Genomic DNA, 26,363 nt, shown 5'->3' on the forward strand with positions numbered 1-26,363 from the left:
CACGCCCGCGACTGCGGCCGAATACCCTAGGATGCAGATATGTCATTCGCAAACGCGCATCAGGCAGTCATGAAGCGGCAAAGCAAGAAGGGGCGCTGCCTACATTTCACTGATGGAATTCAATGCAATGAGATTATCTCGGCCCACTCCATACAGAAGCGGGGGCAACTGGGACTGATTGCTGAAGCCGGTCATGTTTACCGACTCAATGCCGACCTGTCGACCCTGAAGGAAACGGGAGGCAAACCAGTACCAAAAAAAATTGGGGTGAATCGCGCGTCGACGTTCCCAGGGATGTGCAAACAGCATGACAACAAGCTTTTCTCACCCATCGATGATCGGCCCCTTTCGGTCGATCCACACCAGGTGGCTTTGTACGCATACCGCAGTATCTGCCGAGAATATTTTGTCAAAGAGAACGCATCGAAGACTCTCACTGAGATGCTCGAGCACACAGGACTGACACGTGACCAGCGCCGTTTTCTGATCGGAGCGGCCTATGGACAGTCCCTTGGTTTTGAGCGGCTTAAGCGCCACAAGCTCATATACGATGACTGCCTAGCTGCCAACGATTTTCCCGAGCTAAAATTCGTCATCTTTGGCTCGACGTCTCGATGGTCGATACAAGCCTCGGGGCTGATATTTCCTGATTTTGATTTTCAAGGGCAACAACTACAGAACTTGGGGCCCGAAACCAGTGATCTGGATCTTTTGGTCTTCTTTACAGCTCCGACAGCATACGGTTGGGCGTTTGTTCTGGCATGGCATGAATCAAGCAATCTGAGCTGCCAGCGACTCGTTCACTCCTTAGCGAAATCAGGACGCAGTGGAGCAAAAATTGAGGACATGCTGCTCAGATTCTCACTCGCGTGTTGCGAGAACCACGCGATCCGGATCTCCTGGTGGAATTCGCTACCTGCAGTAGCGAAAAATCAGGCCTTAGATTTCATGGCGTTCATGGCGGATCCTACATCGGGGATACGCGCTGACTACCTAATGACGGGTTGCGAGGGGCTGGCGGATTGGTCGTTTGACAACGTTCGAGATGTAAGTTGAACCGTACAAATTGTCAGAAAATACATCAGTTATGGGCCGACGTTTCGCTTCTAACCCGATCAGAGCTCGCAGAGGAAGGGGCGACCCTCACGGATAGCCGAGCATTAATGAAAGGCTGCCAAGGAGAAACATCAAGATGATGCCTACGACGGTGACCAAAAAGCTCAGCCCTTTATGCCCTCCGTAAAGCGCGCGCAACCCTTCATTACTATTCCGAGTTGCCAAGTGCAGCAGTCCACCCAAAGCACAAAGAACGGTTAAGTGTAACAACGGCTCGGTCAAGTTACTGGCGTCCGGCGCATATGTAGGTTTTCCTGCACTGACCCACCATTTGATCGCTTGAAACAGCCCATATATGTATATGGCAAGCCACAGCCCCCATCCCGACGTATTGACGACAAAGAAAAGGCAGTGCGGCATGCTGATAGTGGGAAACCATCTCCTCAGCAACTGGATCGCAGCGCAGTGGAATCCCCAACGTAGAGCGCTGATGCTATATAGCAGGATTGCAGTCGAAGCGGTCACCAACACCCAGGCCATATTCTTGAGGCGACCGACGATTTTCAATGCCTCGGCAACCGACACTCCAGGCCCCACAGAACTTCCATAAGCCCACTCCAGGCTGAAGCCGGCTATCGCCGCCCACACCCCAGCAACAACTACTGGCAATCCCCAGAGCCCCTTCAGCCGCAAATGGATCGGCCTTCTGGTAGGGGTGAAATCCAACGGTTTTACAACGACAGGAGCTATCAGGAGTAGGGCGTACTTACTAACCTGATGGTCGCGAATTTTAGACCAGGCGAACCTTAAAACGGACAACGACATCATTACCTCGGGCGGAACCAGTGGAGGAGTTACATTCCTAAAATCCCTGTGCAGGGGTAGGGCTAGGCGGCGTATTACTGGGTGCTAAAAGCTCAGGCATTCCCCCATTTGCCGCGGCTAAGCATTCTTTGAGCTTATCTATACTCAAGACTTCGGCGCCACGATGTACGACTGCATGGCAGTTCGGGCACAGCGGTATCAAATCGGTTATTGGATCGAGCTTGTATTCCGCGCCGATCGTGCTCAGGGGTACGATGTGATGAACATGGATAAGCCCTTTGGCGATCTCGCCGTAGACCGAGCCGAAGTCGAATTTACAAGCTGCACACACAGCCTTGTGATGCCGAATGCATGCTTCCCGGGCCTGAGCATTGCGCTCGTATGCGTTGACCTTCACCTCTCTCAGTGCCCCCTCCAGGTAGAGCTCAGGATGACTGACTTCTTCGGGAATTACTGGGATAGGTACTTCTTCACACGCGTACCATCTACCTTCTTGCTGAAGCAGCCATTTGCGAGTGATAAATCGTTCAGAACCTTTGATCTTTGCAGGGCCCACGCCGTCCTCGTCCTGGAGTTCGTCCGAGTGCGTAATCTTGAATGTGTAAAGCTCGTATCCCTGCTCGGCGACTAACCTGAGATGCTCAACGCTCTGCGCGTAGCCATTGTTGCGACGTCCCTTCTTTATCTCCCACCCCTCGCAAAGTATGAGTGTGCGGTCGCCGTCCACATGAATGTCCCAAGCACCGAATATGACTTTGCGCTCTAGGTGATTCACAAACGACCAACTCCAAGTCCAGTTTTTACACGTGGCTCCCAAGGATTCGATAAATGCTTTACGGTTTGGGTAGTAAGGGATGGTCATGCGAAATCCTGTGCATTCGGTTGTCTGGCGGGCTGCGAAGGAAGGGGGACAGCAGAAAATAACGGAGTCGACAACGTTCCGCTTCGCTTATAGCATCAGGCGACCCTGCCATTAAAGCGCCATATAGTAGCAACTGGCCTAGGAACGTCGAACGTGATCACCAAAATCCGCATCCGTGGGTACCGCATCTACAAAGATTTCCTACTGAAGCCTAACCCGGGCGTGAACATCCTGGTCGGAGACATTGACGCCGGCAAATCCACCTTAATGGAGGCCATCTCGCTGGCGCTCAACGGGCGGATCGGTGGCAGAGGAATTCTGGAGGAGCTGAATCCCCATTGGTTTAACACCGATGTGGTGACTGAGTTTCTGACCCTCAGAAGAGCTGGAATGAAGCCTGCACTCCCGCAAATTCTCATCGAACTCTATCTGCAAAACACAGATGAACTGCAGGGGTTGCTGGGCGCAGTAAACTACCGATCGAGTATTACACCTACGAATGGCGCTCCTTCGCCGATAGCGAACTCACACGGCGACCGCGGGCGCTCTGTGTGGCTACCATCGATTCTCGCACGGTCAAACGCTGCTTTCGTCGAGAGCTCTATGGTTATGAACAGCACAGCACAGCGGAGCGCGCGGGCGTGAGAGGGGAGGCCTTCAAGGTCAAGACCGACATCTTGCAGGCAACTTGATTCGCGACCGACAAGCTCGGAGAACAACGCCTAGGAAACACAGTTAGGGCGAGTATTAGAAAAGTTAGCTGCCGCCTAATTTTTAGTTAGGCATAGGCTAATTTAATTAAACGATTTTACCGCTCATCACCGTTATTGGAAAAGCCAGGCGTAACCGACTAAAGTTTTGATTGGCTGCCTCACCTAAGCTCTGGTCGACTTAAATGAGGTGCGTCAGTCGTCTATCCGACATCTTCTAATTTCCTTATTTGCTGAGGATAAAGCGACCAGCATCAGCAGAATCGGAGATTCGAAAGATGGCAAGCATTCTTAGCCCTTTATCGCTGTATGCTCAAACCGCATTGAGCACAAACGGTATTGAGATTAAACACTCCACTTTGCTTCAAATCCTCGCAGCACTCCTTGGCTACGAAACTTACGCTGCACTTAAGCATGAGGAGGACGATCAAAACCTTGACCTTCATCTTATGGATGCCGATTTTTTCATTCTGAACATGTCCCTGGGTGAAACCCGTGCTTCCCGGCTTTGCGATTACCCAAAGGAAGTAGTAGTTGTATGCATCGAAGCACTGGAGCGTATGTTGCCGGCTCCCGTTTTCACCAGCATTGAATCTTTCTACTCGAAACACGGCAATGATGCTGTTGCTGCAGCATTAGATGATCGAGAGCTTCTTGCAAAAAAAGTCGGTTCAACGTGGAGCCCTAAGGGAAAACTGGTAATCACAGGAAACTTCACCTGTGATGAAACGGTGTGGAGCGCGAGGGAAAGTTGGACACTTAAAGGCGAAGCTTTCTGGGAGTCTGATGGCAAACTTTCCGCTAATGGAAAGACACCGATTGGGATCGTAGTTTACAGGAAGGCCGGACGGGGAGGATTGATCACAAACAAGAGTGATCACCGCTTGGCGGCAGCTAAGGACATTGAGCTAGCTTTCGATTTGTATCGCCCTGATGTACTGGTGCTTTCGCCCGACGGTTCAACAACCCGCCCTTGGCTAGCATTCCTGGTGCATAAACCGAGTAGGATGGTACTCGGAAAGGCAATAGCTATCGATGGCAACATTCAACAATTATTAGACAGTCTGGTTATTGAAGCTATCGACGAAACGCCCGGATATCGGATTACGAGCATTGAAATCGATTCCAGCATCGAGAGTGTCAAGCTCAGTGAACTGCTTCGCAGTAAAAATATCATTTCTCGCCGCTTGAATTGGCAGAGCCAAGGATCCATGGAGCGGTTGATTTATCAGATCACGCACATTTTAAGCCTGCCTGGTGGAGAAGGGGATGGACTATTACATGAACTTACTGTCGATGAATTCAAAAAGCATCTACAAATTAGCATTGCGCAATATAACGATACAGTGAGCCCGTCAGGCAGGAGCCCGCGGGATTTTTTTACTAACTATTCAGAAAACCATTTCGAGAAAGCTCAAAAAAATTAAATTCGTCGGATTGTGATGACTCAATCGTGCTGCTAGCTCGTGGCACGATCGAGTAAAATTTGGTATCGAGCAGTCAGCTACGACGGCTATTACGCCGCCGAAATATAGAGTCATACTCAGATGACCGTCGAATGGATGCAAAGCTGATGCGCTTTAGACTCATTTCTAGCAACCTAATTTGAGGGTCGTCGTCTTTGCTGGCTTTTGCCGCCAACATACCTGCCACATCATTCATATGTCGCCGAATAGCATCTAGAGAATAGCCAAACAGCCCGTCATTCGTGGGAAACAGGGGGACTGCCGGGATATTGCCGTTCAGGCTGATGCCGTAATAAATGAAATAACGTTCAAGATAATCTGAGAATTCCGGAGAAAGCTCTATCGTGGCAGCTGCTAAATGGCCACTATGGAACATCCAGTTGCCATTTAATCCTTTGAAAAATTGATTTAAATATCGCGCCTGCCCAACATGAATAACTGTAAATCGCGCAATTGCCATATAGAGCAAAACTTGTTCTGACCTACGAATCTGCGTGGGATTCTTCATAACCTGGGTGAACGCCCAGTTCAATTCAGATGGCTTATGGACTTTTGAAGGTCGATTAAGAGGCGCCTCATTAATAAAATCAGCCGACACAAGGGCCGCGCAGTTTGCTTTTGCGATTCCTGTTTTAGAAATGTAAAAGGCAAAAAATTCACGGGCAATTTGCGCTGATCGCTGCATATCCCTCCGGCCTTGGATGCCGACCTGAGCATTGTCAATAAACCGATAAAACGGTCGCCATTTATCATTCAGCTCCCAATCCCGGTATGAGGTAATAGGTGTCGACATATATCTAGTATGGGGTGATTCAGAACACCAAGCATTAGGAGGTTGCTTTAAAAAAATCATGCCGTTCAGGAAAGACCAATTAAGCATTTTTTCACAAACTCTGCTCGTAAGACCATATCGAGATTCGGCCTGACCGGACGGCCAACTGTGAGCCGCCGTTTCCAAGAAGCTTGTGCAATACCAAACGCTCGTAAATGGAAGGCAATCGACTCCAAGGGCTTCCAGCCTACGGCGAACGCTATGATTCTCTGGAAACTCTTCTGAGGCGTTAGGGTGCCAACGATCGTAAGGCGGGAAGATAGGAAATGGGCGAAACGGCACAGCCATGAATTTTCCCCCGCGGGCTATAATCCGCAACGGTCTGATGTTCAGTCACGACATTCATGTAGTTATAGCCCATGCTCAGATCAGATGGTGGCTATAGGAGGAATCTTCCGGGAGGAGTCAGTGATCGTAGTTTTGTGAAACTCAATCTCGGCCAGCTGATTAAGAAGTGGAGTCAACCCTATGATTTCGAACGTTTCGGGGTTTTGTGAAATTTCGTTCGTGGGTAACTGGAAACAGACAGCTCATGAACATATCTGACATAGCACATGATTTAACATAATATACATTACACGTAACAAGATATTGCAGATCTAGCCCAGTCACACACTGGAATTGAATCTCCAGCATCACCTCCAAGCACCTTTAACCTCGCCGATTCCCATCCTTGAAATCTCCACCCCTCAATCATTCACACGCGTCAGCATTTCTATCAGCACTCGATGCTGTGGAAACCGCGCCGACAGTTTCCGCCGATCACCCATCTCCATGTCCGCAAAATCAAATCCAGGTGAAACCGCTTCACTGATCAATCCAAATCCGTTCGAACCGCTCAGCAAGCGTGAAGCTTTCCAGATCCCGCCTGGTACGTGTAATTGCAATTGCTGACCGCTCAAAACTTCGCTCCCCATCACCAGCGTTTGCAGTGAACCGTCGGCATGAATGAGGCTGTACTCAATGGCGTCGCCCAAATGGAAATAATGCAGAATGTCGGATTGGTTGAAATGGAACTGGCCCACCGGCGAATCTTCGGTCAGCAGATAGTAAATCGAGGTCATCAGGTATCGAGGGCCACCCGTGGTATCGAGCATTTCTCTATGATCAGCCTGATAGGTTCTGCGAAAATAGCCGCCTTCGACGTGAGGCTCCAGATCCAGCGCTTTGATGACGTCCTGTGCATGGTTTGGGCGTGAAATCATGACCTTCTCCGTAAGAATTGGCGGCGTTTTACTTTAGCTCTACTAAATGACCGTTTAGTAGAGCTAAGTATTGACTCTAGCCGACGCCCTCTTCCAAAAGCACCTTCAGCGCGCCCTGATGCTATGCCGGACGGTAATCGCCGAACTCACGTGAACGCCTGAAATGTCCCCCCCCATCACTTTTCCTGCACGGGCCATTTCCCAGGCATCGCGGGCCTCGTCCAAATCACGATTAAGTGTTTCCGGAGTCTTGAACGTGGTGTACAGAGTGATCAACGTGAGCAGGCTCAGATAGCAAGCGATCGGCAGCCATGCATTGATCCCCGCGCTGGCATCGCCGTCATGGCTCGCCACCACCAGAGCGATGATGCCAGCCCCGATCATCGGCGCAATACCACCGGCGATGACCGCAGACACTTCCCGAGCGATCGATACCCCCATGTAGCGGTGACGCGAGCCAAAGAGTTCAGGCATCAACGCAGCCTGGGTGCCGAACATGCCCCAGGTCCCGATGCCCAGCGCGATGGAGATCGCAATGATGCTCGCCACGACATGGCCAAGACTCAGCACCCACCACACCGGAAATGCCAGTGCCAGTTGTAGCACTGCGAAAGCCCGGTAGACCACGACACGACCAAACCGGTCGCTGAGCTTTCCGGCAATCGGCACGGTCATCGCGCCGAGGCAGGCTGCACAGATCAGGGTCAAGACGCCCACCGGCCCTTGCAAACCCACGACGCCGACGATGTAGCTCACCGCCAAAGCCTGGTAAATCGATGACCCACCGTTCTCTCCAAGGCGCAGCCCGATACCGAGCAACAACGTCGGTCTGGAGTGTTCCATCGCACTTTTCAATGGGTTGTCGCAGACACGCTTGAGCGCCTTGAGACGCACGAACGTCGGTGATTCCTGAAGCGACATGCGCATGTACAAGGCCAATGCCACGATGACCACGCTGCTGAAAAACGGCACGCGCCAAAGCCCGCTCGCGATGACATTGTCATTGCCGCTGACCACCAGGAAATACACCAGCGCCGCGAGGATGGTGCCCAACTGAATACCGAGGAATGGCAACGCCGCGTAGAAACCGCGCCGCCCCTCGGGAGCGTATTCGGTCATCATCACTGCCGCACCGGCCTGCTCCGCCCCGGCACCCAGCCCCTGCAAGAGGCGCAGGACGACTAACAATACCGGTGCCAGATAACCGATCTGATGGAAGGTAGGCAGTGCGCCAATCAGGGTGCTGGAAATACCCATCAACAGCACCGTCGACGTCAGCACGAACTTGCGCCCTACCCGATCACCCAGCATGCCGAACAGTACGCCGCCCAAGGGGCGTACCGCAAAGCCCAGAAAGTAGGTGCCGAAACTGGCGATCAGGCTCATGGCACGGGTCTGCTCGGGGAAGAACAGCGGCCCGAAGATCAGCGCCGAGGCCAAGGTATAAAGTGCGAAGTCGTAGTATTCAAGAGCGCTGCCCAAAGAGCAGGCCCAGGCTGCGCGATGCAGGTCTTTCTTTTGTTCGCGCGCGTCGGGGATCAAAGCAACGTCGGATGGTGAGTGATCATGAGCCATCGTGTTACCTCCAAGTGCCTTTCTGGCATCTTGTTATTGACGGGTAGTGGGATTGCTTACAATTTCAGGCGCTGTATTTCCTCGAGCATGGCCTGCTCCATGATGTCGATGGGCGCGTCTTTGCCGGTGTACAGCTCGATCTGCCGACAAGCCTGATGCACCAACATGCGAGTGCCGGCGACGGTGCGGCAACCCAGTGTTTTGGCTTGCAACAGCAGCGCGGTCTGCACCGGCATGAAAGCCACATCCATCACAATCAGGTGGCTGGCCAGAACGCCGTCCAGTGGATTGCTCTCAGGCTGTTTGAAACCTACGGAGGTGGCGTTTATGACGATGTCGAACGACGTCGCCGCAAATGCTCCGACGTTGCCGCCCCACCGGGCGCCAAGATCCTCGGCCAGGGCGGCACCACGTTCGATGCTGCGGTTGAATACCGTGACCTCCGCCGCTGCTTGCAGGCAACCGTAAACCACCGCGCGAGCTGCTCCGCCGGCACCGATCACAGCGATACGCTTACCACTCAGCTCGGTGACTTCTTGCAGGGCGCGCACGGCTCCCAGGTAGTCGGTGTTGTAACCGGTCAACACGCCCTCGACGTTGTTGATGGTGTTGACCGCACCAATCACTTGGGCCGATTCGTCGATCTTGTCCAGACAAGGCATGACTGCAGTTTTGTACGGCATCGAAACGTTCATGCCGCGCACGCCCAGCGCGCGAATGGCCGCCACGGCCGCAACCGGATCTTCGACGCCGAAACAGACAAAGGTGTAGTCCAGGCCCAATGCGGCGTAAGCGGCGTTGTGGATTTTTGCCGAAAGCGAAAACGGCGACCCCATGATGGATCCACACAAGGTTGGCAGGGATTGAGGCATGTTGGTGTCCTTTACGAGAGTTAGACGACGCTGGTCAAGCCACCATCGACAAAAAGGGTCTGGCCGTTGATGAAGTCGGAGGCTGACGAAGCGAGAAACACCGCCGCACCGCACAGTTCCTCGACATTGCCCCAGCGTCCGGCAGGCGTTCGTTGCACCAGCCAGTCGGAAAAAGCCGAGTCATCGACCAGCGCCTGGTTGAGTTCGGTTCGGAAATAGCCTGGGGCCAGGGCATTGATCTGCAGGCCATGCCTGGCCCAGTCGGCGCACATGCCACGAGTAAGCATGCGCACGGCCCCTTTGCTGGCGGCATACGGCGCGATAGAGGCGCGAGCCAGTTCGCTTTGTACCGAGCCGATGTTGATGATCTTGCCGCGCCGGCGAGCAATCATGTGTCGGGCCACGGCCTTGGACACGTTGAAGACGCCATCGAGATTGGTGCTCATGAGTCGATGCCAGTCTTGCGCACTCACGTCTTCAAGCGCCTGACGATGCTGCAAACCGGCGTTGTTGATCAGAATGTCGATCGGGCCTGAGCGGTGTTCCAGCGCATCGATCGCGGTTGCAACGGCCTGGTGGTCGGTCACGTCGAACAATGAATATTCCGCATCCAGCCCCTCATCCCGTAACAACGCGCAGGCACTTTGTGCGCGTTGGGCATCGCGACCATTGATCACCACCTGAGCGCCCGCCTGTGCCAATCCGCGCGCCAAGGCCAGTCCAATACCTCGCACCGAGCCGGTAATCAGCGCCCGACGCTGATTCAGGCGAAAGTTATCGATCATCTGTGCCTCCCCTTCTTGGTTTTATGCATAGGGCAACGACCCCACTTTCGACCGCTTCCGCCCCGGCGTGCCAATCGTTTATGGTGATGCCGTAATCACCGATCGTGATCACCAGAAACACCGTACGGATCAGGAGGATCAATGGAACTCAAGCATTTGCGGGCTTTTGCAGCCTTGGCTGAGGAACTGCACTTTGGTCGTGCGGCAGCGCGTCTGCACATTGTCCAGCCGGCGTTGAGTGCGCAGATACGCGCACTGGAAGACGATGTTGGCGCGCTGCTGTTCGAACGTGATCGTCACGGCGTCGAGTTGACCGAAGAAGGTGCGCTGTTTCTCCCCGAAGCCTTGGCAACCCTGCGTCAGGCCGCTCGGGCCCGTGAAGTGTTGCAACAGGCTGCAGCCGGAGAAGCCGGGGTGCTGCGTCTGGCATTTGTGTCGTCGACGCTGGCGCACTTGTTGCCAACGCTTGTGCGCACGCTGGAGCAGCGCTATCCGCGCATCGAGCTGGAACTCAAGGATATGCCCTCGCTGCCGCAGACCCGGGCGTTGCTGGACAACGCCCTGGATTTCGGTCTGGTGCGCTTACCCTTGAATGTGCCTGGCGTGCACACCCGTTTGCTCTTCGAGGAGTCGCTGGTGGTGGCGCTGCCGCAAGACCACGCACTTTGCAGCCAGGCTCGTATAAAACCTCAGGATCTGGCCGGGTCTGCGGTATTGGTGCTCGCGCGCAAATTCGCGCCCGGTTTATACGACCAAATGCTGGCGGGTTTTCATCGCCGTAAAGTGACGTTGACCATCGCCCGGGAAATGGGCGAGTTCACTACACAATTGGCGTTGGTCGCTGCCGGGCTGGGCGTCGGTATTTTGCCAGGTGGCGCCGCTTCAGCGCTGCCAGTCGGCGTGGTGACCCGGCCACTGGCGCTGCCCATGAGCGGCGCGGGCATCGGTGTGGCCTGGCTCGGACTGGAAAACCCACGGAAGCGAGCATTGATGACAGTGCTGGACGAACTCTATCCAGTGTAAGAAATACATCCAATGTTCCGGCAACTGATGATTGATCCCTTCAGTGAGTGAGTTTCAGACGCTAAGGGCAGCAGCATCAGCGTCAACTCGTCACCGCACGGAACGGGAATGACTCAAGGTAGCGTTCGCTGATCGCACGACATCAAGTGCCGGCCCTCCTTCACTGGCCAATTGTTTGGCAGGCTATGCACACCGGTGCAGTCACCGTGATTCAAGCGGTTTTTGCAGCCAGATTTCGCTGTCTAGTCAACATGAAACATGGGGTACGCCTTGATCGATAAAACGTTTGAATCCATCGCTGCCGCACTTGATGGGATAGCCGATGGCTCGACCATCATGGTCGGTGGTTTTGGTACCGCCGGCATGCCATCCGAACTTGTGGATGGTGTGATCGCCTCGGGCGCCCGCGAGCTGACCATCATCAGCAATAATGCCGGCAATGGTGAAATCGGTCTCGCCGCCTTGCTCAAGGCTGGGCGGGTTGCCAAGGTCATCTGTTCGTTTCCGCGCCAATCCGATTCCTATGTATTCGACGAACTTTACCTTGCAGGAAAGGTACAGCTTGAAGTCGTTCCGCAGGGCAACCTGGCTGAACGCATTCGCGCCGCCGGTTCAGGCATCGGTGCGTTTTATTCGCCAACAGGCTATGGAACGCTACTGGCTGAAGGCAAGGAGACGCGGGTGATCGACGGCCGCAACTACGTGCTGGAAATGCCGCTGCACGCCGATGTGGCACTGATCAAGGCCGAAAAAGGTGATCGCTGGGGCAACCTCACCTATCGCAAGGCTGCACGTAATTTTGGGCCGATCATGGCCATGGCGGCGACAACGGCTATCGCTCAGGTCAACCAGATCGTCAAGTTGGGCGAGCTGGATCCCGAGCACATTGTCACACCGGGGATCTTCGTTCAGCGCGTAGTTGCCGTGCCACTCGCCCGTCTTCCGAAAGCCAACGCCAACTGAGGTCCGCCATGACTGTTTTGAACAAACTTTCGCGTAGCGAAATGGCCCAGCGTGTGGCCGACGATATTCTTGAAGGCTCCTACGTGAACCTCGGCATTGGCGTGCCGACGCTGGTGGCCAATTATCTGGGTGACAAGGAAGTGTTCCTGCACAGCGAAAACGGTGTGTTGGGCATGGGCCCGAGTCCGGCGCCGGGCGAGGAAGACGATGATCTGATCAATGCCGGCAAGCAACACGTAACACTGCTGGCCGGTGGTGCGTACTTTCATCACGCCGACTCTTTTTCGATGATGCGTGGTGGACACATCGATATCGCCGTTCTCGGTGCTTTTCAGGTCTCGGTCAATGGTGACCTGGCCAACTGGCACACCGGTGCTGAAGGTTCCATTCCGGCCGTGGGCGGCGCCATGGACCTCGCGACTGGCGCACGCCAAGTGTTCGTCATGATGGATCACCTGACCAAGACAGGCGAAAGCAAGTTGGTGCCGCAATGCACCTACCCGCTGACAGGCATTGGCTGTGTGACGCGGATTTATACTGACTTGGCAATTCTCGACGTGACGGCTGAGGGCTTGAAGGTCAGGGAAATTCTGGCTGATATCAGCTTTGAAGATCTGCAATCGCTCAGTGGTGTGCCGCTGATCCAGTGACGGGGTTCGTCGGTTCGCTCCCCCCCCTGCGCCGGACGACATTGCGTACGTCCGGCGATGGATTCTGACGCTTGAGTTTCAAAGCCGCAGGGCCAGCGCTGGCGGTCGAGGCTGATCAGAGTGCTCAGGCGAGAAAATCTTCCACCAGTTTCACCCAGCAATCGGCACCCAACCGGATCAGCTCATCATTGAAGTCGTAGTGCGGGTTGTGCACGGAGCAGCCGTGAAACTCGCCCTCACCATTGCCCAGCAAGAAATAGCACCCCGGCACTTCTGCGAGCATCCAGGCGAAGTCTTCGGTACCCATGACCTTCGGTCCTCGGCTTTGCAGGTGGCCAGGTTCAAACAGTGGTTCAAGGCTTTCGCGCACTCTTTGTGTTTCGGTGGCGTCGTTGATCAGTGCCGGGGCCAGCGGAGTGAATTCCAGGTCAATGCTCACGCCGAATGATTGCTCGTGACCGCGGACGATCTGCTCGAGTCGCTGATTGATCTTTTGCTGAGTCTGCGGAGTATCGGTACGCACACTGATCAGCATGCGCGCCTCGTCAGGAATGATGTTGTAGACACTCCCGGCCTGGAGCATGCCAATACTGATGACCGCGTACTCTTCTGGGCCGAGATTGCGCGACTTGATGGTCTGGATCGCATTGATCAGGCTGGCCACCACGGGTAGTGGATCAACCGACTTCTCTGGCATGGCGCCGTGTCCACCTTGGCCGGTGATAAGCAGTGACACACGTTCCGAGGACGCCATGGTCGGCCCCGCCTGAACCACAGCGGTGCCCAAGGGGTAACCGGGCATGTTATGCAGCGCGAAAATAGCATCGCAGGGAAACCGTTGGAACAGGCCGTCATCGATCATCGCCTTGGCGCCACACAAGCCCTCCTCGTCCGGTTGGAAAATCAGATTCAGGGTGCCGTTGAATTCGCCGTGGGTTGCCAGGCGATAAGCCGCCGCGAGCAGGATTGCGGTGTGCCCGTCATGCCCGCAGGCGTGCATGCGATCGGCAATTTGGCTGGCATGCGCAAAGGTGTTTTTCTCTTGCATGGGCAGCGCGTCCATGTCGGCGCGCAGACCGATACGGCGTGTGCCCTCGCCTCTTTTCAGGACACCGACCAGACCATGTCCGCCGATACCGCGATGCACCTGATAGCCCCATTGCGTCAGTTTGGCGGCGACCAGTTCAGCGGTGTTCGGGGTTTCGCCGCCCAACTCAGGCGCCGCATGAATTTGTCGGCGCAAGGCGATGAAGCTTTGCAGTTCGGTTTCGCTTAACGCTGATTTATTTTGTTGGTTGCGCATGGGTCAGTCTCGTCCAATGTTTTCCGGGAACAGTTTCAGGCAGCACAGGCTGATTACGCCGCCGACAAGCAGGTAGAACGCCGGGGCCGTGGGTGTGTTGAGTGCCGAGGTCAGCCAAGTGGCGATCAACGGCGAGAAGCCGCCGAACAAGGTGACGCCGAAGCTGTAACTCACCGAGGTGCCGAGCGCTCGGTGTGGCTTGGCGAAGGCTTCCATGATCATCGCGAAAAACGCCCCGGAGCCCACGCAACCTGGCAGGACCAGCAGTGCAACGATCAGCATCGCGATGTACAAGTCAGTGGTATGCGACAACAGCCAAAGTGCGGGCCATGCTGCGATAACCGGTAAGGTCATCGTCCAGACCAACAGTTTTTTGCGCAGACCGTGGCGGTCGGCGTAACGTCCTGCAATTGGGGTGATGATCGCCAGGCACGCGGCTGCAACGCAGGCAATCGCCAAGGCGCTGCGCTGCGGATAGTGCAGCGCGCTCACCAGATACGCCGGCATATAGAAAATGAACAAATACATGCCGATGGTGGCGCTCGCCATCAGGCCGGTGGCGAGTGCGGTGTTGCGCAGATCAATGACCTCGCGCCAGCCGGGTTTGCGCACGGTTGAAGGGGTGGCGCTGATCGTGGTCTGTTCAAGGGTTTCCGGCAGGCAGCGGCGGATGTACCAGCCGACAGGGCCAATCAGCAAACCGATGACAAAAGGAATACGCCAACCCCATGCTTCCAGGTCGGGCGCGGTCATGACACTGCTCAGAAGAAGTCCGATGCCAGCCCCGACCAGCGCCGCGTAACCCTGACTCGCAGCCTGCCAACTGACGTTGCTGCAACGATTGCCGGTCGCCGACGACTCCATCATCAACACCGAGGCGGTGCCGATTTCGCCGCCAGCGGAAAAACCTTGAGTCAGCCGGCCGATGACCAACAGGACGGTGCCCAGTACCCCGGCTTGCTGATAAGTGGGGGCGAATGCGATCAGCGCCGTACCTAGCGTCATCAGTGCAATAGTCAGCGTTAGCGCGGCCTTGCGCCCTTTTCTATCGGCGAAACGGCCAATCACCATTGCTCCGACCGGACGCATCAGAAAGCCCACTCCGAACGCCGTCAACGACATCAGCAATGAGGCGATCGGCGACTGGGCGGGGAAAAAGTTCTTGGCGATGATCACGGCAAAAAAGCTGTAGATCGTGAAGTCGTACATCTCCAGGGCATTGCCCAGGGCGCACGCTACCGTGGCTTTTCTTGAGTTGGATGTGGCCGGATTGGAACGCATCGTTCCGTCGGCCAGGGAAGTGTCCGAATGCAGGGTCGTCATGGCACGCTCCGATTTCTTATTGGCGTTATGCGAGACCAACTATCGGGGAACTCCGAAGACGAATCACTTGCGCTTTTTGCAGGCAATTAACCACTGGTTAACTTGCTTGCGTAACGTCCTTTGAATGCGCCCTACAACGGTGCCGCGCGAGGGCTTGAAGGCGGGTATCGCACCAATGGCTTCCATTCTCCAGACTCATGCAGTCGCCGAATCGAGGTAATCGGGCTTGTTTTTGTGATCTTTGCGCACGCTTGTCGCCCTCAATGCACCGGTCATTTACCAGCAAATTAACCATTAGGCATAGCCATGCAAATTTGACCATTTCCGCCGGTTTTTATTTTCGTGGAGGCTGCGATCCATCAGCCATCACGTCTACGGAGCGTCTGAAATGGTTATGTCCGCCGCGCGCAATTGTTCATTGACCGCTTTGCTGTTGGGGCTCGGGGCGCCGACATGCAGCCAGGCTGAGGGGTTTCCTGCGATCGCCCGAGTAGCGCCGGGATTTGGCTATTACAACGTCGATAAGGGTTACACCGACAAGCTCAATGTCTACGGCACGCTCGATGCCTTTGTGAATTACCAGGACTCGGGCCATCACTCCGGAAGCAAACTTGCGGGCGGTGGCGCCTGGACCAATAAGCTCGGGCTTTACATGCGCAAGGCCCTCAACCCGGACACGGTGCTGGAGTTCGACGTCGAGGAAGGTTTCAACCTCAATGGCCAAGCGCTCGACGAGCATTGGAAGCAGGTCGGCACGCTACGCCTGGCAGTGGCGGCGCTGCGTTCGCGGGACTACGGCAAGTTGGAGTTCGGTAAAACCTATGGCATGGGTACGCCGACGTTTGCTGATCCGTTCCTCGCCACCTACGGTTCGCCCTATACCTACCTGACCAGCCCGCCGGCCGGGCGCGGTGCCTATTATCTGGATATGCGCCCCAAGCACACCCTCGCCTACACCACGCCAAAATTCGCCGGTTTCAGCGTGGCCACCGCCGTGAGCCTGGGACTGAACGATACCGCCAGCTCCGGCAAAACCGTGCGCGGCAAAGGCATGAGTGTTCAGTACAGCAATGCGCGGTGGATTTTGCTGGGCTCAATCAATGATTACTTGAGCGATCCATGGGACGACGGCGACCGCCAGCGGCAGACCCACAACTATTTCAAAAGCGCTTCAGCGTTTTATGACTTCGGGCCGCTGTCTGCCAATATCACCTGGCAACGCCAGGACGTCGACTACCACGCGACGCCAAGCATGAGCGCATGGACGTTGGGCCTTTCCGCGCCCGTCGGCAAAGCCGATGTGGCGCGCATGGCACTGGTCAAGCGCGACATCGAATTCGGCGACAAGGACGCCATCGGGATCATGCTCGGTTACGACCACTTCCTGAAGAAGAACTGGGCCATCTACGGTCGGGTCGCCCTGATCGATAACCGCCCGGAATCCGCGATCAGCTATGCGGGAATCCCCCTCGAGCAAACCGGCGACGACCCCAGCAACCTGGCCGTCGGCATGTACTACCACTTCTAGTAAGTCGGCTCTGCCGAAGACTCAGCGGCCAATTTGGATTTGAGACCGTTGAACAGATCTCTCGCCGGCGACGTCAGCGAATGGCGGTCAACGCACACCAGATAAATCGGGTATTCGGGGATGACCTCCTCGACTTCGACGAGGACCAGTTCCGGTACCCTTCCCGGCGGCAGTGCACTGCCCAGCGCCAGATTGCTCAGGGTCATGAACGCATCGGCATTCTCCACCAGGCGCAAGGCCAGAAACAACGAGGCGCACTCGATCACCTTCTGCGGCGGGTGAATATCGTTGACCTCGAACATTTGGTAGAACTGTGAGGATCGGTCGTCTACCTCGTCCAGGCTGATCCAGTTGGCGTACTGCAATTGCCGCAACGAGGGCGAATGCCGCATCGGGTTGTTCGGACTGCATACCACCGTGCCCTTGATCCGGTGCAGGGCTTCCCAATCGAGATTCAGACGTTGAGTGTTTTGTTGAGACGTCAGGGCAAAGTCCAGCGTCCCGTCGCGCAAACGCTGGACGATATGGCTGGGGCGCAGCTCGATCAGCTTGATCCGCACGCGAGGGTTCTTCGCCTGATAGTCACTGATGCATTTCTCAAAACCCGGCAGCATGGCGGTCAGTGAAGTGACGCCGACAGCCACCTCGCCCACAGCCATGTCGTGGATATTATCGGCCTCGATTTGCAGGCGCCGCATGCTCTCGACCGCCATGTGCGCATGCCGGATGATCCGCCGGCCTTCGTCAGTCAACGACATGCCTTTATAGGAACGCTGCAGCAGGGTCAGGCCCAGTTCGCGCTCCAGATCCTTGATGGAACGGCTCAACGCAGGCTGGGTGACATGCAACATCTGCGAGGCTTCATTGATGCTGCCGCACAGGTTGATCGCGACCAAGGCTCTGATTTGATGGAATTTCACGGTGTGCGACTCGCTTTTTATTTGGCGCCAACCATAAAGCAAGATGCCGGCCAGTTACCACTCTGTCGCTGAGCGCAGCTCGCCAGGCTAATGCGGATCCGGTTCAGGTTGAACCTCTGTTGCTGACGTGGACTCCCAGATCTAAATCCAGGAGAAACGTATGACCCAGACAGCTTTGGTCGTGGGCGCCAGCGGCATCGTCGGCAGCGCCATCACTCAGTTACTCATCGACAACCAGTGGCAGGTCGCCGCGCTCTCGAGGCGCCCGTCGCCAGTGCAAGGCGTGATACCTGTCGCGGCAGACCTTCAGGATCCTGCTTCGCTGGCACGGGCGCTGGCGGATTTGAAACCCAGTCACGTATTCATTACCACATGGTCACGGCAAGCCACGGAGGCCGAGAACATTCGTGTCAATGCCGCCATGGTTCGCAATGTCCTCGACGCCATTCGTCCAGCCAAGAGTGTCAAGCACGTAGCACTGGTGACGGGCCTGAAACACTACCTCGGCCCATTTGAAGCCTATGGCAAAGGCAGCCTTCCGCAGACACCGTTTCGCGAAGAGCAGGGTCGTCTGGATGTCGAGAATTTCTATTACGCCCAAGAAGACGAGCTCTTCGCTGCGGCTGCAAAGGACGGCTTCACCTGGAGCGTTCATCGCCCGCATACCGTCACCGGGGTTGCTGTAGGTAATGCAATGAACATGGCAACCACCCTCGCCGTCTATGCCTCGATTTGCAAACAGACCCATCGCCCTTTCGTGTTTCCAGGTTCAAAAGTGCAGTGGGACAGCCTTACCGATATGACGGACGCCCGGCAGTTGGCGAAACAACAACTGTGGGCGGCCACCACGCCGGCTGCGGCCAATCAGGCATTCAACGTCACTAATGGCGATGTATTCCGCTGGAAATGGATGTGGAGCCGAATTGCCGACTACTTCGACTTGCCTGCTGCCGATTATCCCGCTTCACTTTCGCCGCTCGAGAAGCAGATGGATAACGACCAGGCCGCATGGACGCAAATGGTTGCGGAACACGGTTTGAAAGAATCCGATATTGGTCGCCTGGTGTCCCCATGGCACACCGATGCAGATCTCGGCCGACCCATCGAAGTAGTCACGGATATGTCGAAAAGCCGTGCAATGGGCTTCACTGCGTATCAAGCAAGCGATCAGGCATTTTTCGACGTGTTCGACAAACTACGCGAGATGCGCCTGATACCCTAGGTTCAGCCAGCAACGCTGTCTGATTTTTCCACCGAACCCACCGTGCTACTCCCATCACGATAATTCCACATTGGCGGGTGTACGGTTGTGACAGCTCCTTAGTTTCCCGACCCGTGCCCCCATCCTCTATCGCAACACCAGCGAATCTGAGGACTTCATCGTGAAGTATCTGGAAAAGCGGCCTTTGAAGATCGGAGGTGAGGAATGCATCCAGTGACACCTGACGGTCGTTACTTCGTTGTCAAAGGGCAGCTGTGGCGCTGTTCAAATCCATCATTGCAAGAGGACGTGCGCCAGCGTCTCGTCGATGCACTCATGGCAGCTCGACGGGAGGTGAAGAAGGCAAAGGATTCGGAAGACGAATCGCAGATGAAGCGCGCTCGGGAAAAAGTACAACTGGCCAAAGTAGCGCTTGGTGAGCGGGGCCCTGTTTGGTGGGTTGATGGCAGTCCTGATTTCAATCGATTCCGGGTCACTAACTCGCCTTATGCTGAATGGTTCAGGTTGCTTCATGCGTCTGATTAACCATTGGCCCATGGCTGAAGTAAGGCGATGGAAACCGCAGTGGCATTCATGCGCTGCGCTTTCTCCGCTTTGATATCTGCGCAAGACGGAACGACTCAGAGCATATGTTTTCGAAAAATTGAGCGCCTCGAATTTCAAGGGGCGAGGAGAAATCTTATGACTGAAAAAAGCTCCGTTTCATCAAAAAAAAGCAAAGCACTGAAAGATTCTGCTCTCGTCTCGGACGTGTCAGAAACAGGCTTAACAGATGACGAACGAGTGGTCAGGGAAGATGAGTTCCTTGGCGACGAACCACGTGTGGAACCCGGCCCAGCCGACTTGGAAAGACTCAAGGACTAACGTCAGCACCCTTGGTATTCGGTGCGACCGATATTTCGAGTACGCGATATCTACTACCCGAAATTTGCTTAATGGAGGTGTCACGTATGCGCCAGCAAACCTCATTCTTATTTGATCTGGATGGCACGTTGACTGATAGCGTCTACCAGAATGTTTTCGCGTGGAAAACCGCGCTCGACTCAGAAGACATACCGTTGGCCATGTGGCGAATTCACAGAAAGATAGGTATGAGCGGTGGACTGATGCTCAAGATGTTAGCCCGTGAGACCGGTTTGGAGATCAAACCAGACCAGGCTAAAAGGCTCAGCGATAAACATGCTGAAGCCTACAAGGATCTGCAAGGCCAAATAACCGCTCTGCCTGGCGCTGTCGAGCTTCTCGATACTCTGAACCGCGATCAGCTCAAATGGTGTATTGCGACCAGCGGTGGCATGGACACTGCGGCGATAAATCTGAAGGCATTGGGCTTGAATATCTCGGAGGTGAATCTCATCACCCGTGATGACGTCAAGTATGGCAAGCCCGATCCAGATCTTTTCCTCGCCGCTGCAAGCAAACTCAATGTGCCCATCGAAGATTGCCTGGTGATCGGCGACGCCATCTGGGACATGCTTGCCGCACGACGCTGCAAGGCCACCGGTATAGGGCTGCTTTCAGGTGGTTATGACACAGGAGAGCTTGAACGTGCAGGTGCACTCCGAGTCTACGAGGATCCTCTGGCACTGCTGCAGCACCTGGACGAGGTGGCTTCCCGTCCGTGAGCCTTCATGGGTTTTGGCGGGCGTGAACTGGCGCGACGCGCGCAGGCCATGCCGGCGTTTTTCGACGCTATAAACAGTTTGACTGGCGGCGAGGTGATTCCGGTGGCGGGCGGCGTGCTGATTCGAAATGCCGAGGGCGTGGTGCTCGGGGCCATCGGCATCAGTGGCGATACCTCGGACAACGACGAGCGCTGCGCATTGCTGGCCATCGCCAAGGCCGGATTGGTCGCCGACAGCGGCGATCAGCCAGAGGGTTGATCGAGCAATGCGGCCTGTTCCACGAGCAGGCCGCGAAACCACTGCATGACCGGGTCGTGTGCTTGATAGGGATGCCATTGCAAGACTTGAACGGCCTCGGGAAATGCTAGCGGCGCCGGGAGAATACGCAACGGATGACGCTGGGCGAAGCGTTGCGCCTGTCGTTGAAACACCGTGGCAATGCGCGCGGTGCCAACGATGAACTGCGGCATCAGCACAAAGCTTTCAACGGTCACCGCCACTTGCCGCTCAATCCCGAGTTCATGCAGGTGCATGGCGTCCATCGCCAGGTTGTGCCCGTCAGCGAACTCGCGCACCACATGCGCCGCGGCGCAATAGTCGGCCATGCTCAGTTGCTCGGCAAACTGTGGCTGTTGCGCGCAGACGATGCAACAGAGCTGGTCCGTCATGAGCGGCACATGGGGATAGGCCGGATTCAACCGGCGCTGCGGCACGATGACGCAATCACTGCGCCGATAATCGAGTGCTTCGCTGACGACATCGCCGTCGCGCGGCACGGGCATGTCACGCAGGCTCAAGCGAATGCCCGGAGCCATGCGTGCCAATACACGGCTGACCGCTGGCAGCAGCACGTCGGCGACGTAATCGGAGGCGACCAGGGTGATGTGCCGGGTGCAATGTGCCGGATCAAAATCCAGCGGCGCGTCGACGATTTCCCGGGTCAGTTCAAGCGCCGCACGCACTTTTGGCAGCAACGCCTGCCCCAACGCGGTGGGTTCCAGGCGTCGCCCCACTGGCACCAGTAGCGGGTCATTGAAATGTTCACGCAAACGGCCCAATGCCGAACTGGCAGCTGACTGTCCCAGGCATAGACGCTCGGCCGCCCGGCTGACACTGCACTCGCTCAGCAAAGCGTCCAGCGCAACCAACAGATTAAGGTCGAGGCGTCGGTATCGCATGTCGGTTCCGTCGAAGGCGGTGGCTCAAGTGTCGGCCCGCAATGACGGGCAGGATCCACTAGAAATCATGACCTTAACCAGCGGTTAACCGTTGCACCAATCGCGTGCTTCGCTGGCAGGTATCGTCAACGGCGATACCAGGCGCCAGTGCGGCTCCTGGAGTAAAGAACATCGGCTATTGGCCGTCACGCGCAAACTGGTTACGCCCCAGCGCCTTGGCCTTGTACAGCGCCTGATCAGCCGCTTCGATCAATCCCTGCAAGCCCTCCAGTTGCGCGCCGGTTGCCGTAGCGATGCCGATGCTCACGCTCAGGCGCCCGACCGGGCTGGCGCTGTGCGCGATGTTCTGTTGCTTGAGGCGGTCGAGGATGAGTTGCGCCACCACTGCGGCGCCTTCAGCGTCGGTGTCCGGCATGATGATGCCCATCTCTTCGCCGCCATAACGCGCCACCAGATCTGACGGTCGACGCACACATTCCTCGAGTATCTTGCCGGCGGTTTGCAGGCAGGCATCACCGGCGACATGTCCGAATGAGTCGTTGAACAGCTTGAAGTAATCGATATCTATCATCAGCAATGCCAGCGTCGTACCGTCACGTTTTGCGCGCCGTGCTTCGATGGCGAGACTCTCGTCAAAACAGCGTCGGTTGGCCAGCCCCGTCAGGGAGTCCTTCATCGCCAGCAACTCAAGTTGCCGATTGGATGAGAGCAACTGCTGCTGCGTCCCGCGCAATTGATCTTCGGCCTTCGTGCGCCGGCGGATATCCAGAATCAGGAACCAGCCGATCAAGCCTGTAAGCCCAAGTAGCCCAGCCACCACCACGGCCGACAACAACGCCTCCAGGCGCCACGCGGCCAATGCCTCGCGTTTGCCGAGGGCGACGGTGGTGATCAAGGGCAGCCGATCACTCTTGCGGAAGGCGTACAGCCGCTCAACGCCGTCCAGGCTGGAGGTGAACGACGCGGTGCCGACTGAGTGATCGACCAGATACTTCGCATAAATGGGCGACTTGGAAAAGTTGCGGCCCATGTCCTGCTCGCGAAATGGATAGCGAACCAGCAACGTGCCATCGGTATAGGACAAGCCGATGGCTCCGTCCTGCCCGACGTCGAGCTTGCCAAACAGGCGCAGGAAGTTTTCCACCCCCAACGTCACCGCCACCACGCCGGCAAACTCGCCGTGAGCATCGTTGAAACGGCGGCTGACGGTAATCACCCATTCCTGATTGGAGCGGCTCTGAATCGGTGGCCCGATGAAAGTCTCGCGCGAGGGATCATCGCGATGATGGATGAAATAGGCGCGATCACTGCTGTTCGCCCCGGCGGGAATCGGCCGGTTGGAAGACATCAGCCAGCGGCCCTGAGTATCGTAGATGGTGATGCCACTGAGCTGCGGCATCAACGGTTCCTGGCGCTTGACCAGGGCACTCAGCCGCTGAATCTGCGCGGGGCCACTGCCTTCGGTTTCCAGACGTTCGACGAGGCCGAGCAACAGCAATGAACTCTGGCGCACGATGCCTTCGGAGTACGTCGCCAACGCCTGGGTCAGGTTCAAGCCATGGACATTGACTTCTTCCAGTGCGCGCTCTCGAGAGGCCAACACTTTCCACACCGTCAAGGACGCGAGGGAACAACCGATCACACACAACAAAAGCACAACCAGATGAGTATCACGCTTCACATTGCTACCTTTTGGAAAGTCCGGTTTTCCGTTCCAGCGACTCATGAGCGACTCAATGGCTGCAGACTCCTGCGCTCGCCGCGAGCAAGGATACAAGCAGTGGTGAAACGTTGCAGCAACAGATTGTTCAGGGAATCACTGAGTGAAGTCTCGCGACACAGGCTCAGTAACAGAATCCATGAATGAGTTGTACGATGTCCTAACACAAGGTATTACTACCTCTCCCCCAAAAACAATAAAACCACGGAGATCGCTACATGGACTCATCCCTGTCCGCCAAACCTGAAAGCCTTGACCGAGCGGTAGGCAATACCCGCCGCAGCTTCCTGAAAAAGTCCCTCGCCGTTTCCGCCACGCTCGCTACCGTCGGCAGCACCGCACTGACCCGGATCGCCGAGGCCGCCGAGCCCTTGAGTCAGCGCTACCCTGATCCGCTGATTCACATCCTCGATGACAGCTTCCTTGAGCTGCGAATTTTCAACGCCAGCGTTGAGAAACTCGCCACCGGTATGCGCTGGGCCGAAGGGCCGGTGTGGGTCGGTGATGGCCGCTATCTGTTGGTCAGCGACATCCCCAACAATCGCATCATGCGCTGGGACGAAATCACTGACACTTTCTCCGTGTACCGCGAACACTCCAACTTTTCCAACGGCATGTGCCGGGATCGCCAAGGGCGTCTGATCGTCTGCGAAGGCTCCACCACCACCAGCGAAGGCCGGCGCATCACGCGCACCGAAGCCAATGGCACGATCACCGTGCTGGCCGACAGCTTTGACGGCAAACCCTTCAACTCGCCCAACGACATCGTCTGCAAAAGTGACGGATCGATCTGGTTCAGCGATCCGCCCTTCCAGACCGGCAACAACTACGAAGGCCACAAAATCACCCCGAGCCAACCCCACGCTGTCTACCGCATCGACGGCGAGAGCAAAAAAGTCACGCGGGTCATCGACGACCTCAACGGCCCCAATGGCCTGTGCTTTTCTCCGGATGAAAAAACCCTATACGTCGTCGAAGGACGCGCCAAGCCCAATCGCCTGATCTGGGCTATTACAGTTAAAGATGACGGCACCCTCGGCGAACGCCGCAAGCACATCGAAGGGCTTGAGTACGCCGCCATCGACGGCATCAAATGCGACGAAGCGGGCAACCTGTGGTGCGGCTGGGGCGGCAATGGCGATCCCAAGGCCGATCTGGAAAAACTCGACGGCGTGCGTGTTTTCAATCCGCAGGGCAAAGCCATCGGGCACATTTCGCTGCCAGAGCGCTGCCCGAACTTGTGCTTTGGCGGGCGAGAAGGGAATCGGCTGTTCATGGCCAGCAGTCACTCGATCTATTCGCTGTTTGTGAATACTCGTGGGACTACGTTTGCGTTGTAAAAAAGCTCGTCTCGCGACGGTTTTGCGAGTGTCGAAAATGGCCGCGCATCCGATGATGCGCGGCATTCAAGCGCGTTTACTGTTTTCGCCCTGCCGGATCTTGTAAAAACGGATGATGACAGGTGCTCCATCGAGCGGGCCTTTATCAAGGGCTTTTGTGGCTACCCCAACGTGGCTGTTTCAGGGTGACCTGGAGCTCGTCACACCACAGCGGCTTCAATCGTTCTGGAGCGCCAGGCAAACGCCAACACCATCAGCAGTCCCAGTCCCGCCATTGCCGCTCCCGCCAGGGAGATCGCCGGATAACCCAGACCCGCGTTGATCACCGCGCCGCCCAGCGCTGCGCCAATCGCATTGCCGAAGTTGAAGGCGCCGATGTTCACCGCCGAGGCCAGATTGGGCGCGTCCTTGGCCGCTTCCATGACGCGCATCTGTAGCGGCGGCACCAGAGCGAAGCTGGCGATACCCCAGATCAGAATGGCCACGGCGGCCGGCAGCGGCCAACGCATCAGTACAGTGAACGCCAACAAGACCAGAATCAGCACGCTCAGCGAGGCAATGAGGGTGCGGTCTATCGAGCGGTCTGCGGCTTTGCCGCCCCACATGTTGCCCAGCGTCAAACCGACACCGTAGAGCACCAGCATGGCGGTGATGAAGGCGGTAGATGCATGGGTCTCGTTGCTGAGGATCGGTGCGATGTAAGTGAACACGGTAAACATCGCGCTCGAGCCAACGACGGTCAGGGCCAACGCGCCCAGCACTGGGCCGCGCGCCAATACCCGAATTTCGGCCATGACCCCGACGCTTTGCGGCGCCCGCACATTGGGCAGCGCGAACCACAGCGCCGCCATCGTCACCACGCCCAATCCGGTAATGCCCCAGAAAGCCGTACGCCAACCGTACAACTCGCCGAACCAGGCCGCCAACGGCACACCGCCGATAGTCGCCAGGGTCAGCCCCATGAACATCGCCGCCACCGCTCCGGCACGTTTCTCCGGAGCGACCAGGCTGGCGGCGACAACCGAGCCGACGCCAAAAAATGCGCCATGGTTCAGTGAGGTCACCACCCTGGCGACCATAAGGCTGTAGTAATCGGTGGCCAAGGCTGACATCAGATTACCCAGAGTAAAAATCGCCATCAGCCCGATCAGCAGATAGCGCCGGGGAATCTTGCCAGTGGTCAGGGTCATCAGCGGTGCGCCGAGCAACACGCCCAGCGCATAAGCACTGACCAGCAAACCGGCAGCGGGAATGGAAACGCCCAAGTCTGCAGCGATACCCGGCAACATGCCCATGGGGGCGAATTCTGTTACGCCGATGCCAAAGGCACCGACGGCGAGTGCAACAAGTGGTGGATTGATACGCATGGAAAGCTCCTCA

General features: G+C 56.3%; 25 protein-coding genes and 1 pseudogene. 13 read left to right on the top strand and 13 right to left on the bottom strand.

The features are described 5' to 3' along the window. Positions 1-39: 39 nt before the first annotated feature. Complete coding sequence (locus EJA70_RS13780; protein ID WP_158831375.1) at positions 40-1,056, top strand: hypothetical protein; 1,017 nt, start codon at positions 40-42, stop codon at positions 1,054-1,056. An 87-nt stretch (positions 1,057-1,143) separates the two neighbouring features. Here EJA70_RS13780 and EJA70_RS13785 read toward each other — a convergent pair whose 3' ends face one another. Then, positions 1,144-1,881, bottom strand: coding sequence for a hypothetical protein (locus EJA70_RS13785; RefSeq protein WP_158831376.1), 738 nt, complete (start codon positions 1,879-1,881; stop codon positions 1,144-1,146). A 37-nt stretch (positions 1,882-1,918) separates the two neighbouring features. After that, positions 1,919-2,743 (bottom strand): HNH endonuclease, encoded by an 825-nt coding sequence (locus EJA70_RS13790; protein ID WP_158831377.1) that lies wholly within the window; start codon positions 2,741-2,743, stop codon positions 1,919-1,921. Between the two features lie 153 nt (positions 2,744-2,896). Between EJA70_RS13790 and EJA70_RS13795 the strand changes: the two genes are divergently transcribed. Continuing rightward, the gene (locus tag EJA70_RS13795; protein ID WP_256677673.1) at positions 2,897-3,388 is read left to right on the top strand and encodes an AAA family ATPase; all 492 of its coding nucleotides are present in this window, start codon (positions 2,897-2,899) and stop codon (positions 3,386-3,388) included. Between the two features lie 343 nt (positions 3,389-3,731). Next, positions 3,732-4,880: a hypothetical protein gene (locus EJA70_RS13800; protein WP_158831378.1), complete on the top strand. Its 1,149-nt coding sequence runs from the start codon at positions 3,732-3,734 to the stop codon at positions 4,878-4,880. A gap of 73 nt (positions 4,881-4,953) precedes the next feature. Here EJA70_RS13800 and EJA70_RS13805 read toward each other — a convergent pair whose 3' ends face one another. The 5 genes from EJA70_RS13805 to EJA70_RS13825 form a co-directional block, all read right to left on the bottom strand. Then, on the bottom strand, positions 4,954-6,039 hold the full coding sequence (locus EJA70_RS13805; RefSeq protein WP_158831379.1) for a hypothetical protein: 1,086 nt from the start codon (positions 6,037-6,039) through the stop codon (positions 4,954-4,956). 401 nt (positions 6,040-6,440) lie between these two features. Beyond that, a complete protein-coding gene (locus EJA70_RS13810) occupies positions 6,441-6,956 on the bottom strand; it encodes a cupin domain-containing protein (protein ID WP_158831380.1) in 516 nt (171 codons plus the stop codon). Between the two features lie 105 nt (positions 6,957-7,061). After that, the gene (locus EJA70_RS13815) at positions 7,062-8,531 is read right to left on the bottom strand and encodes an MFS transporter (protein ID WP_158831382.1); all 1,470 of its coding nucleotides are present in this window, start codon (positions 8,529-8,531) and stop codon (positions 7,062-7,064) included. A 56-nt stretch (positions 8,532-8,587) separates the two neighbouring features. Then, positions 8,588-9,403 (bottom strand): shikimate dehydrogenase, encoded by an 816-nt coding sequence (gene aroE, locus EJA70_RS13820; RefSeq protein ID WP_158831384.1) that lies wholly within the window; start codon positions 9,401-9,403, stop codon positions 8,588-8,590. Positions 9,404-9,423: 20 nt separating this feature from the next. After that, positions 9,424-10,188 (bottom strand): SDR family oxidoreductase, encoded by a 765-nt coding sequence (locus EJA70_RS13825; protein ID WP_158831386.1) that lies wholly within the window; start codon positions 10,186-10,188, stop codon positions 9,424-9,426. Between the two features lie 141 nt (positions 10,189-10,329). Here EJA70_RS13825 and EJA70_RS13830 point away from each other — a divergent pair, with 141 nt between their 5' ends. The 3 genes from EJA70_RS13830 to EJA70_RS13840 all read left to right on the top strand — a co-directional run bounded on the left by EJA70_RS13830 (position 10,330) and on the right by EJA70_RS13840 (position 12,824). After that, positions 10,330-11,211, top strand: coding sequence for a LysR substrate-binding domain-containing protein (locus EJA70_RS13830; protein WP_158831388.1), 882 nt, complete (start codon positions 10,330-10,332; stop codon positions 11,209-11,211). Positions 11,212-11,481: 270 nt separating this feature from the next. After that, positions 11,482-12,174: a 3-oxoacid CoA-transferase subunit A gene (locus tag EJA70_RS13835; RefSeq protein WP_158831390.1), complete on the top strand. Its 693-nt coding sequence runs from the start codon at positions 11,482-11,484 to the stop codon at positions 12,172-12,174. 8 nt (positions 12,175-12,182) lie between these two features. Beyond that, positions 12,183-12,824, top strand: coding sequence for a 3-oxoacid CoA-transferase subunit B (locus tag EJA70_RS13840; protein WP_158831392.1), 642 nt, complete (start codon positions 12,183-12,185; stop codon positions 12,822-12,824). A gap of 124 nt (positions 12,825-12,948) precedes the next feature. On the opposite strand, the gene EJA70_RS13845 is transcribed toward EJA70_RS13840, so the two are convergent. Then, positions 12,949-14,127 (bottom strand): M20 aminoacylase family protein, encoded by a 1,179-nt coding sequence (locus EJA70_RS13845; RefSeq protein ID WP_158831394.1) that lies wholly within the window; start codon positions 14,125-14,127, stop codon positions 12,949-12,951. Positions 14,128-14,130: 3 nt separating this feature from the next. Then, entirely contained in the window at positions 14,131-15,450 is a 1,320-nt protein-coding gene (locus EJA70_RS13850; protein WP_158831396.1) for an MFS transporter, read from the bottom strand. 388 nt (positions 15,451-15,838) lie between these two features. Between EJA70_RS13850 and EJA70_RS13855 the strand changes: the two genes are divergently transcribed. After that, complete coding sequence (locus tag EJA70_RS13855; protein ID WP_158831398.1) at positions 15,839-16,978, top strand: porin; 1,140 nt, start codon at positions 15,839-15,841, stop codon at positions 16,976-16,978. On the opposite strand, the gene EJA70_RS13860 is transcribed toward EJA70_RS13855, so the two are convergent. Continuing rightward, positions 16,975-17,898, bottom strand: coding sequence for a LysR family transcriptional regulator (locus EJA70_RS13860; protein WP_158831400.1), 924 nt, complete (start codon positions 17,896-17,898; stop codon positions 16,975-16,977). The genes EJA70_RS13855 and EJA70_RS13860 overlap by 4 nt on opposite strands. 160 nt (positions 17,899-18,058) lie before the next feature. Between EJA70_RS13860 and EJA70_RS13865 the strand changes: the two genes are divergently transcribed. From EJA70_RS13865 to EJA70_RS13885, 5 genes and pseudogenes are all read left to right on the top strand, one after another. Next, on the top strand, positions 18,059-19,120 hold the full coding sequence (locus EJA70_RS13865) for an SDR family oxidoreductase (RefSeq protein ID WP_158831402.1): 1,062 nt from the start codon (positions 18,059-18,061) through the stop codon (positions 19,118-19,120). Between the two features lie 204 nt (positions 19,121-19,324). Then, complete coding sequence (locus EJA70_RS13870; protein WP_158831404.1) at positions 19,325-19,645, top strand: hypothetical protein; 321 nt, start codon at positions 19,325-19,327, stop codon at positions 19,643-19,645. Positions 19,646-19,801: 156 nt separating this feature from the next. Next, on the top strand, positions 19,802-19,984 hold the full coding sequence (locus EJA70_RS13875; protein ID WP_007917639.1) for a hypothetical protein: 183 nt from the start codon (positions 19,802-19,804) through the stop codon (positions 19,982-19,984). A gap of 86 nt (positions 19,985-20,070) precedes the next feature. Next, positions 20,071-20,745, top strand: a complete 675-nt coding sequence (locus tag EJA70_RS13880) for an HAD family hydrolase (RefSeq protein ID WP_158831406.1) — start codon at positions 20,071-20,073, stop codon at positions 20,743-20,745. Positions 20,746-20,751: 6 nt separating this feature from the next. Continuing rightward, positions 20,752-21,003: pseudogene (locus tag EJA70_RS13885) on the top strand (heme-binding protein); the annotation flags it as partial. Here the strand turns inward: EJA70_RS13885 and EJA70_RS13890 are convergent. Together EJA70_RS13890 and EJA70_RS13895 are read right to left on the bottom strand one after the other, a co-directional pair. Beyond that, positions 20,988-21,923 carry a LysR family transcriptional regulator gene (locus EJA70_RS13890; RefSeq protein WP_158831408.1) on the bottom strand — a complete coding sequence of 312 codons (936 nt, stop codon included), beginning with the start codon at positions 21,921-21,923 and terminating at the stop codon, positions 20,988-20,990. The pseudogene EJA70_RS13885 and the gene EJA70_RS13890 sit on opposite strands and share 16 nt — an antisense overlap. Positions 21,924-22,098: 175 nt before the next feature. Beyond that, on the bottom strand, positions 22,099-23,604 hold the full coding sequence (locus tag EJA70_RS13895) for a sensor domain-containing diguanylate cyclase (protein ID WP_158831410.1): 1,506 nt from the start codon (positions 23,602-23,604) through the stop codon (positions 22,099-22,101). Between the two features lie 257 nt (positions 23,605-23,861). Between EJA70_RS13895 and EJA70_RS13900 the strand changes: the two genes are divergently transcribed. Next, positions 23,862-24,983: an SMP-30/gluconolactonase/LRE family protein gene (locus EJA70_RS13900; protein WP_158831412.1), complete on the top strand. Its 1,122-nt coding sequence runs from the start codon at positions 23,862-23,864 to the stop codon at positions 24,981-24,983. Between the two features lie 200 nt (positions 24,984-25,183). On the opposite strand, the gene EJA70_RS13905 is transcribed toward EJA70_RS13900, so the two are convergent. Further along, the gene (locus tag EJA70_RS13905; RefSeq protein WP_158831414.1) at positions 25,184-26,350 is read right to left on the bottom strand and encodes an MFS transporter; all 1,167 of its coding nucleotides are present in this window, start codon (positions 26,348-26,350) and stop codon (positions 25,184-25,186) included. Positions 26,351-26,363: the final 13 nt, after the last annotated feature.

It is taken from the genome of Pseudomonas sp. PB103 (assembly GCF_009764635.1).
Classification (GTDB): domain Bacteria; phylum Pseudomonadota; class Gammaproteobacteria; order Pseudomonadales; family Pseudomonadaceae; genus Aquipseudomonas.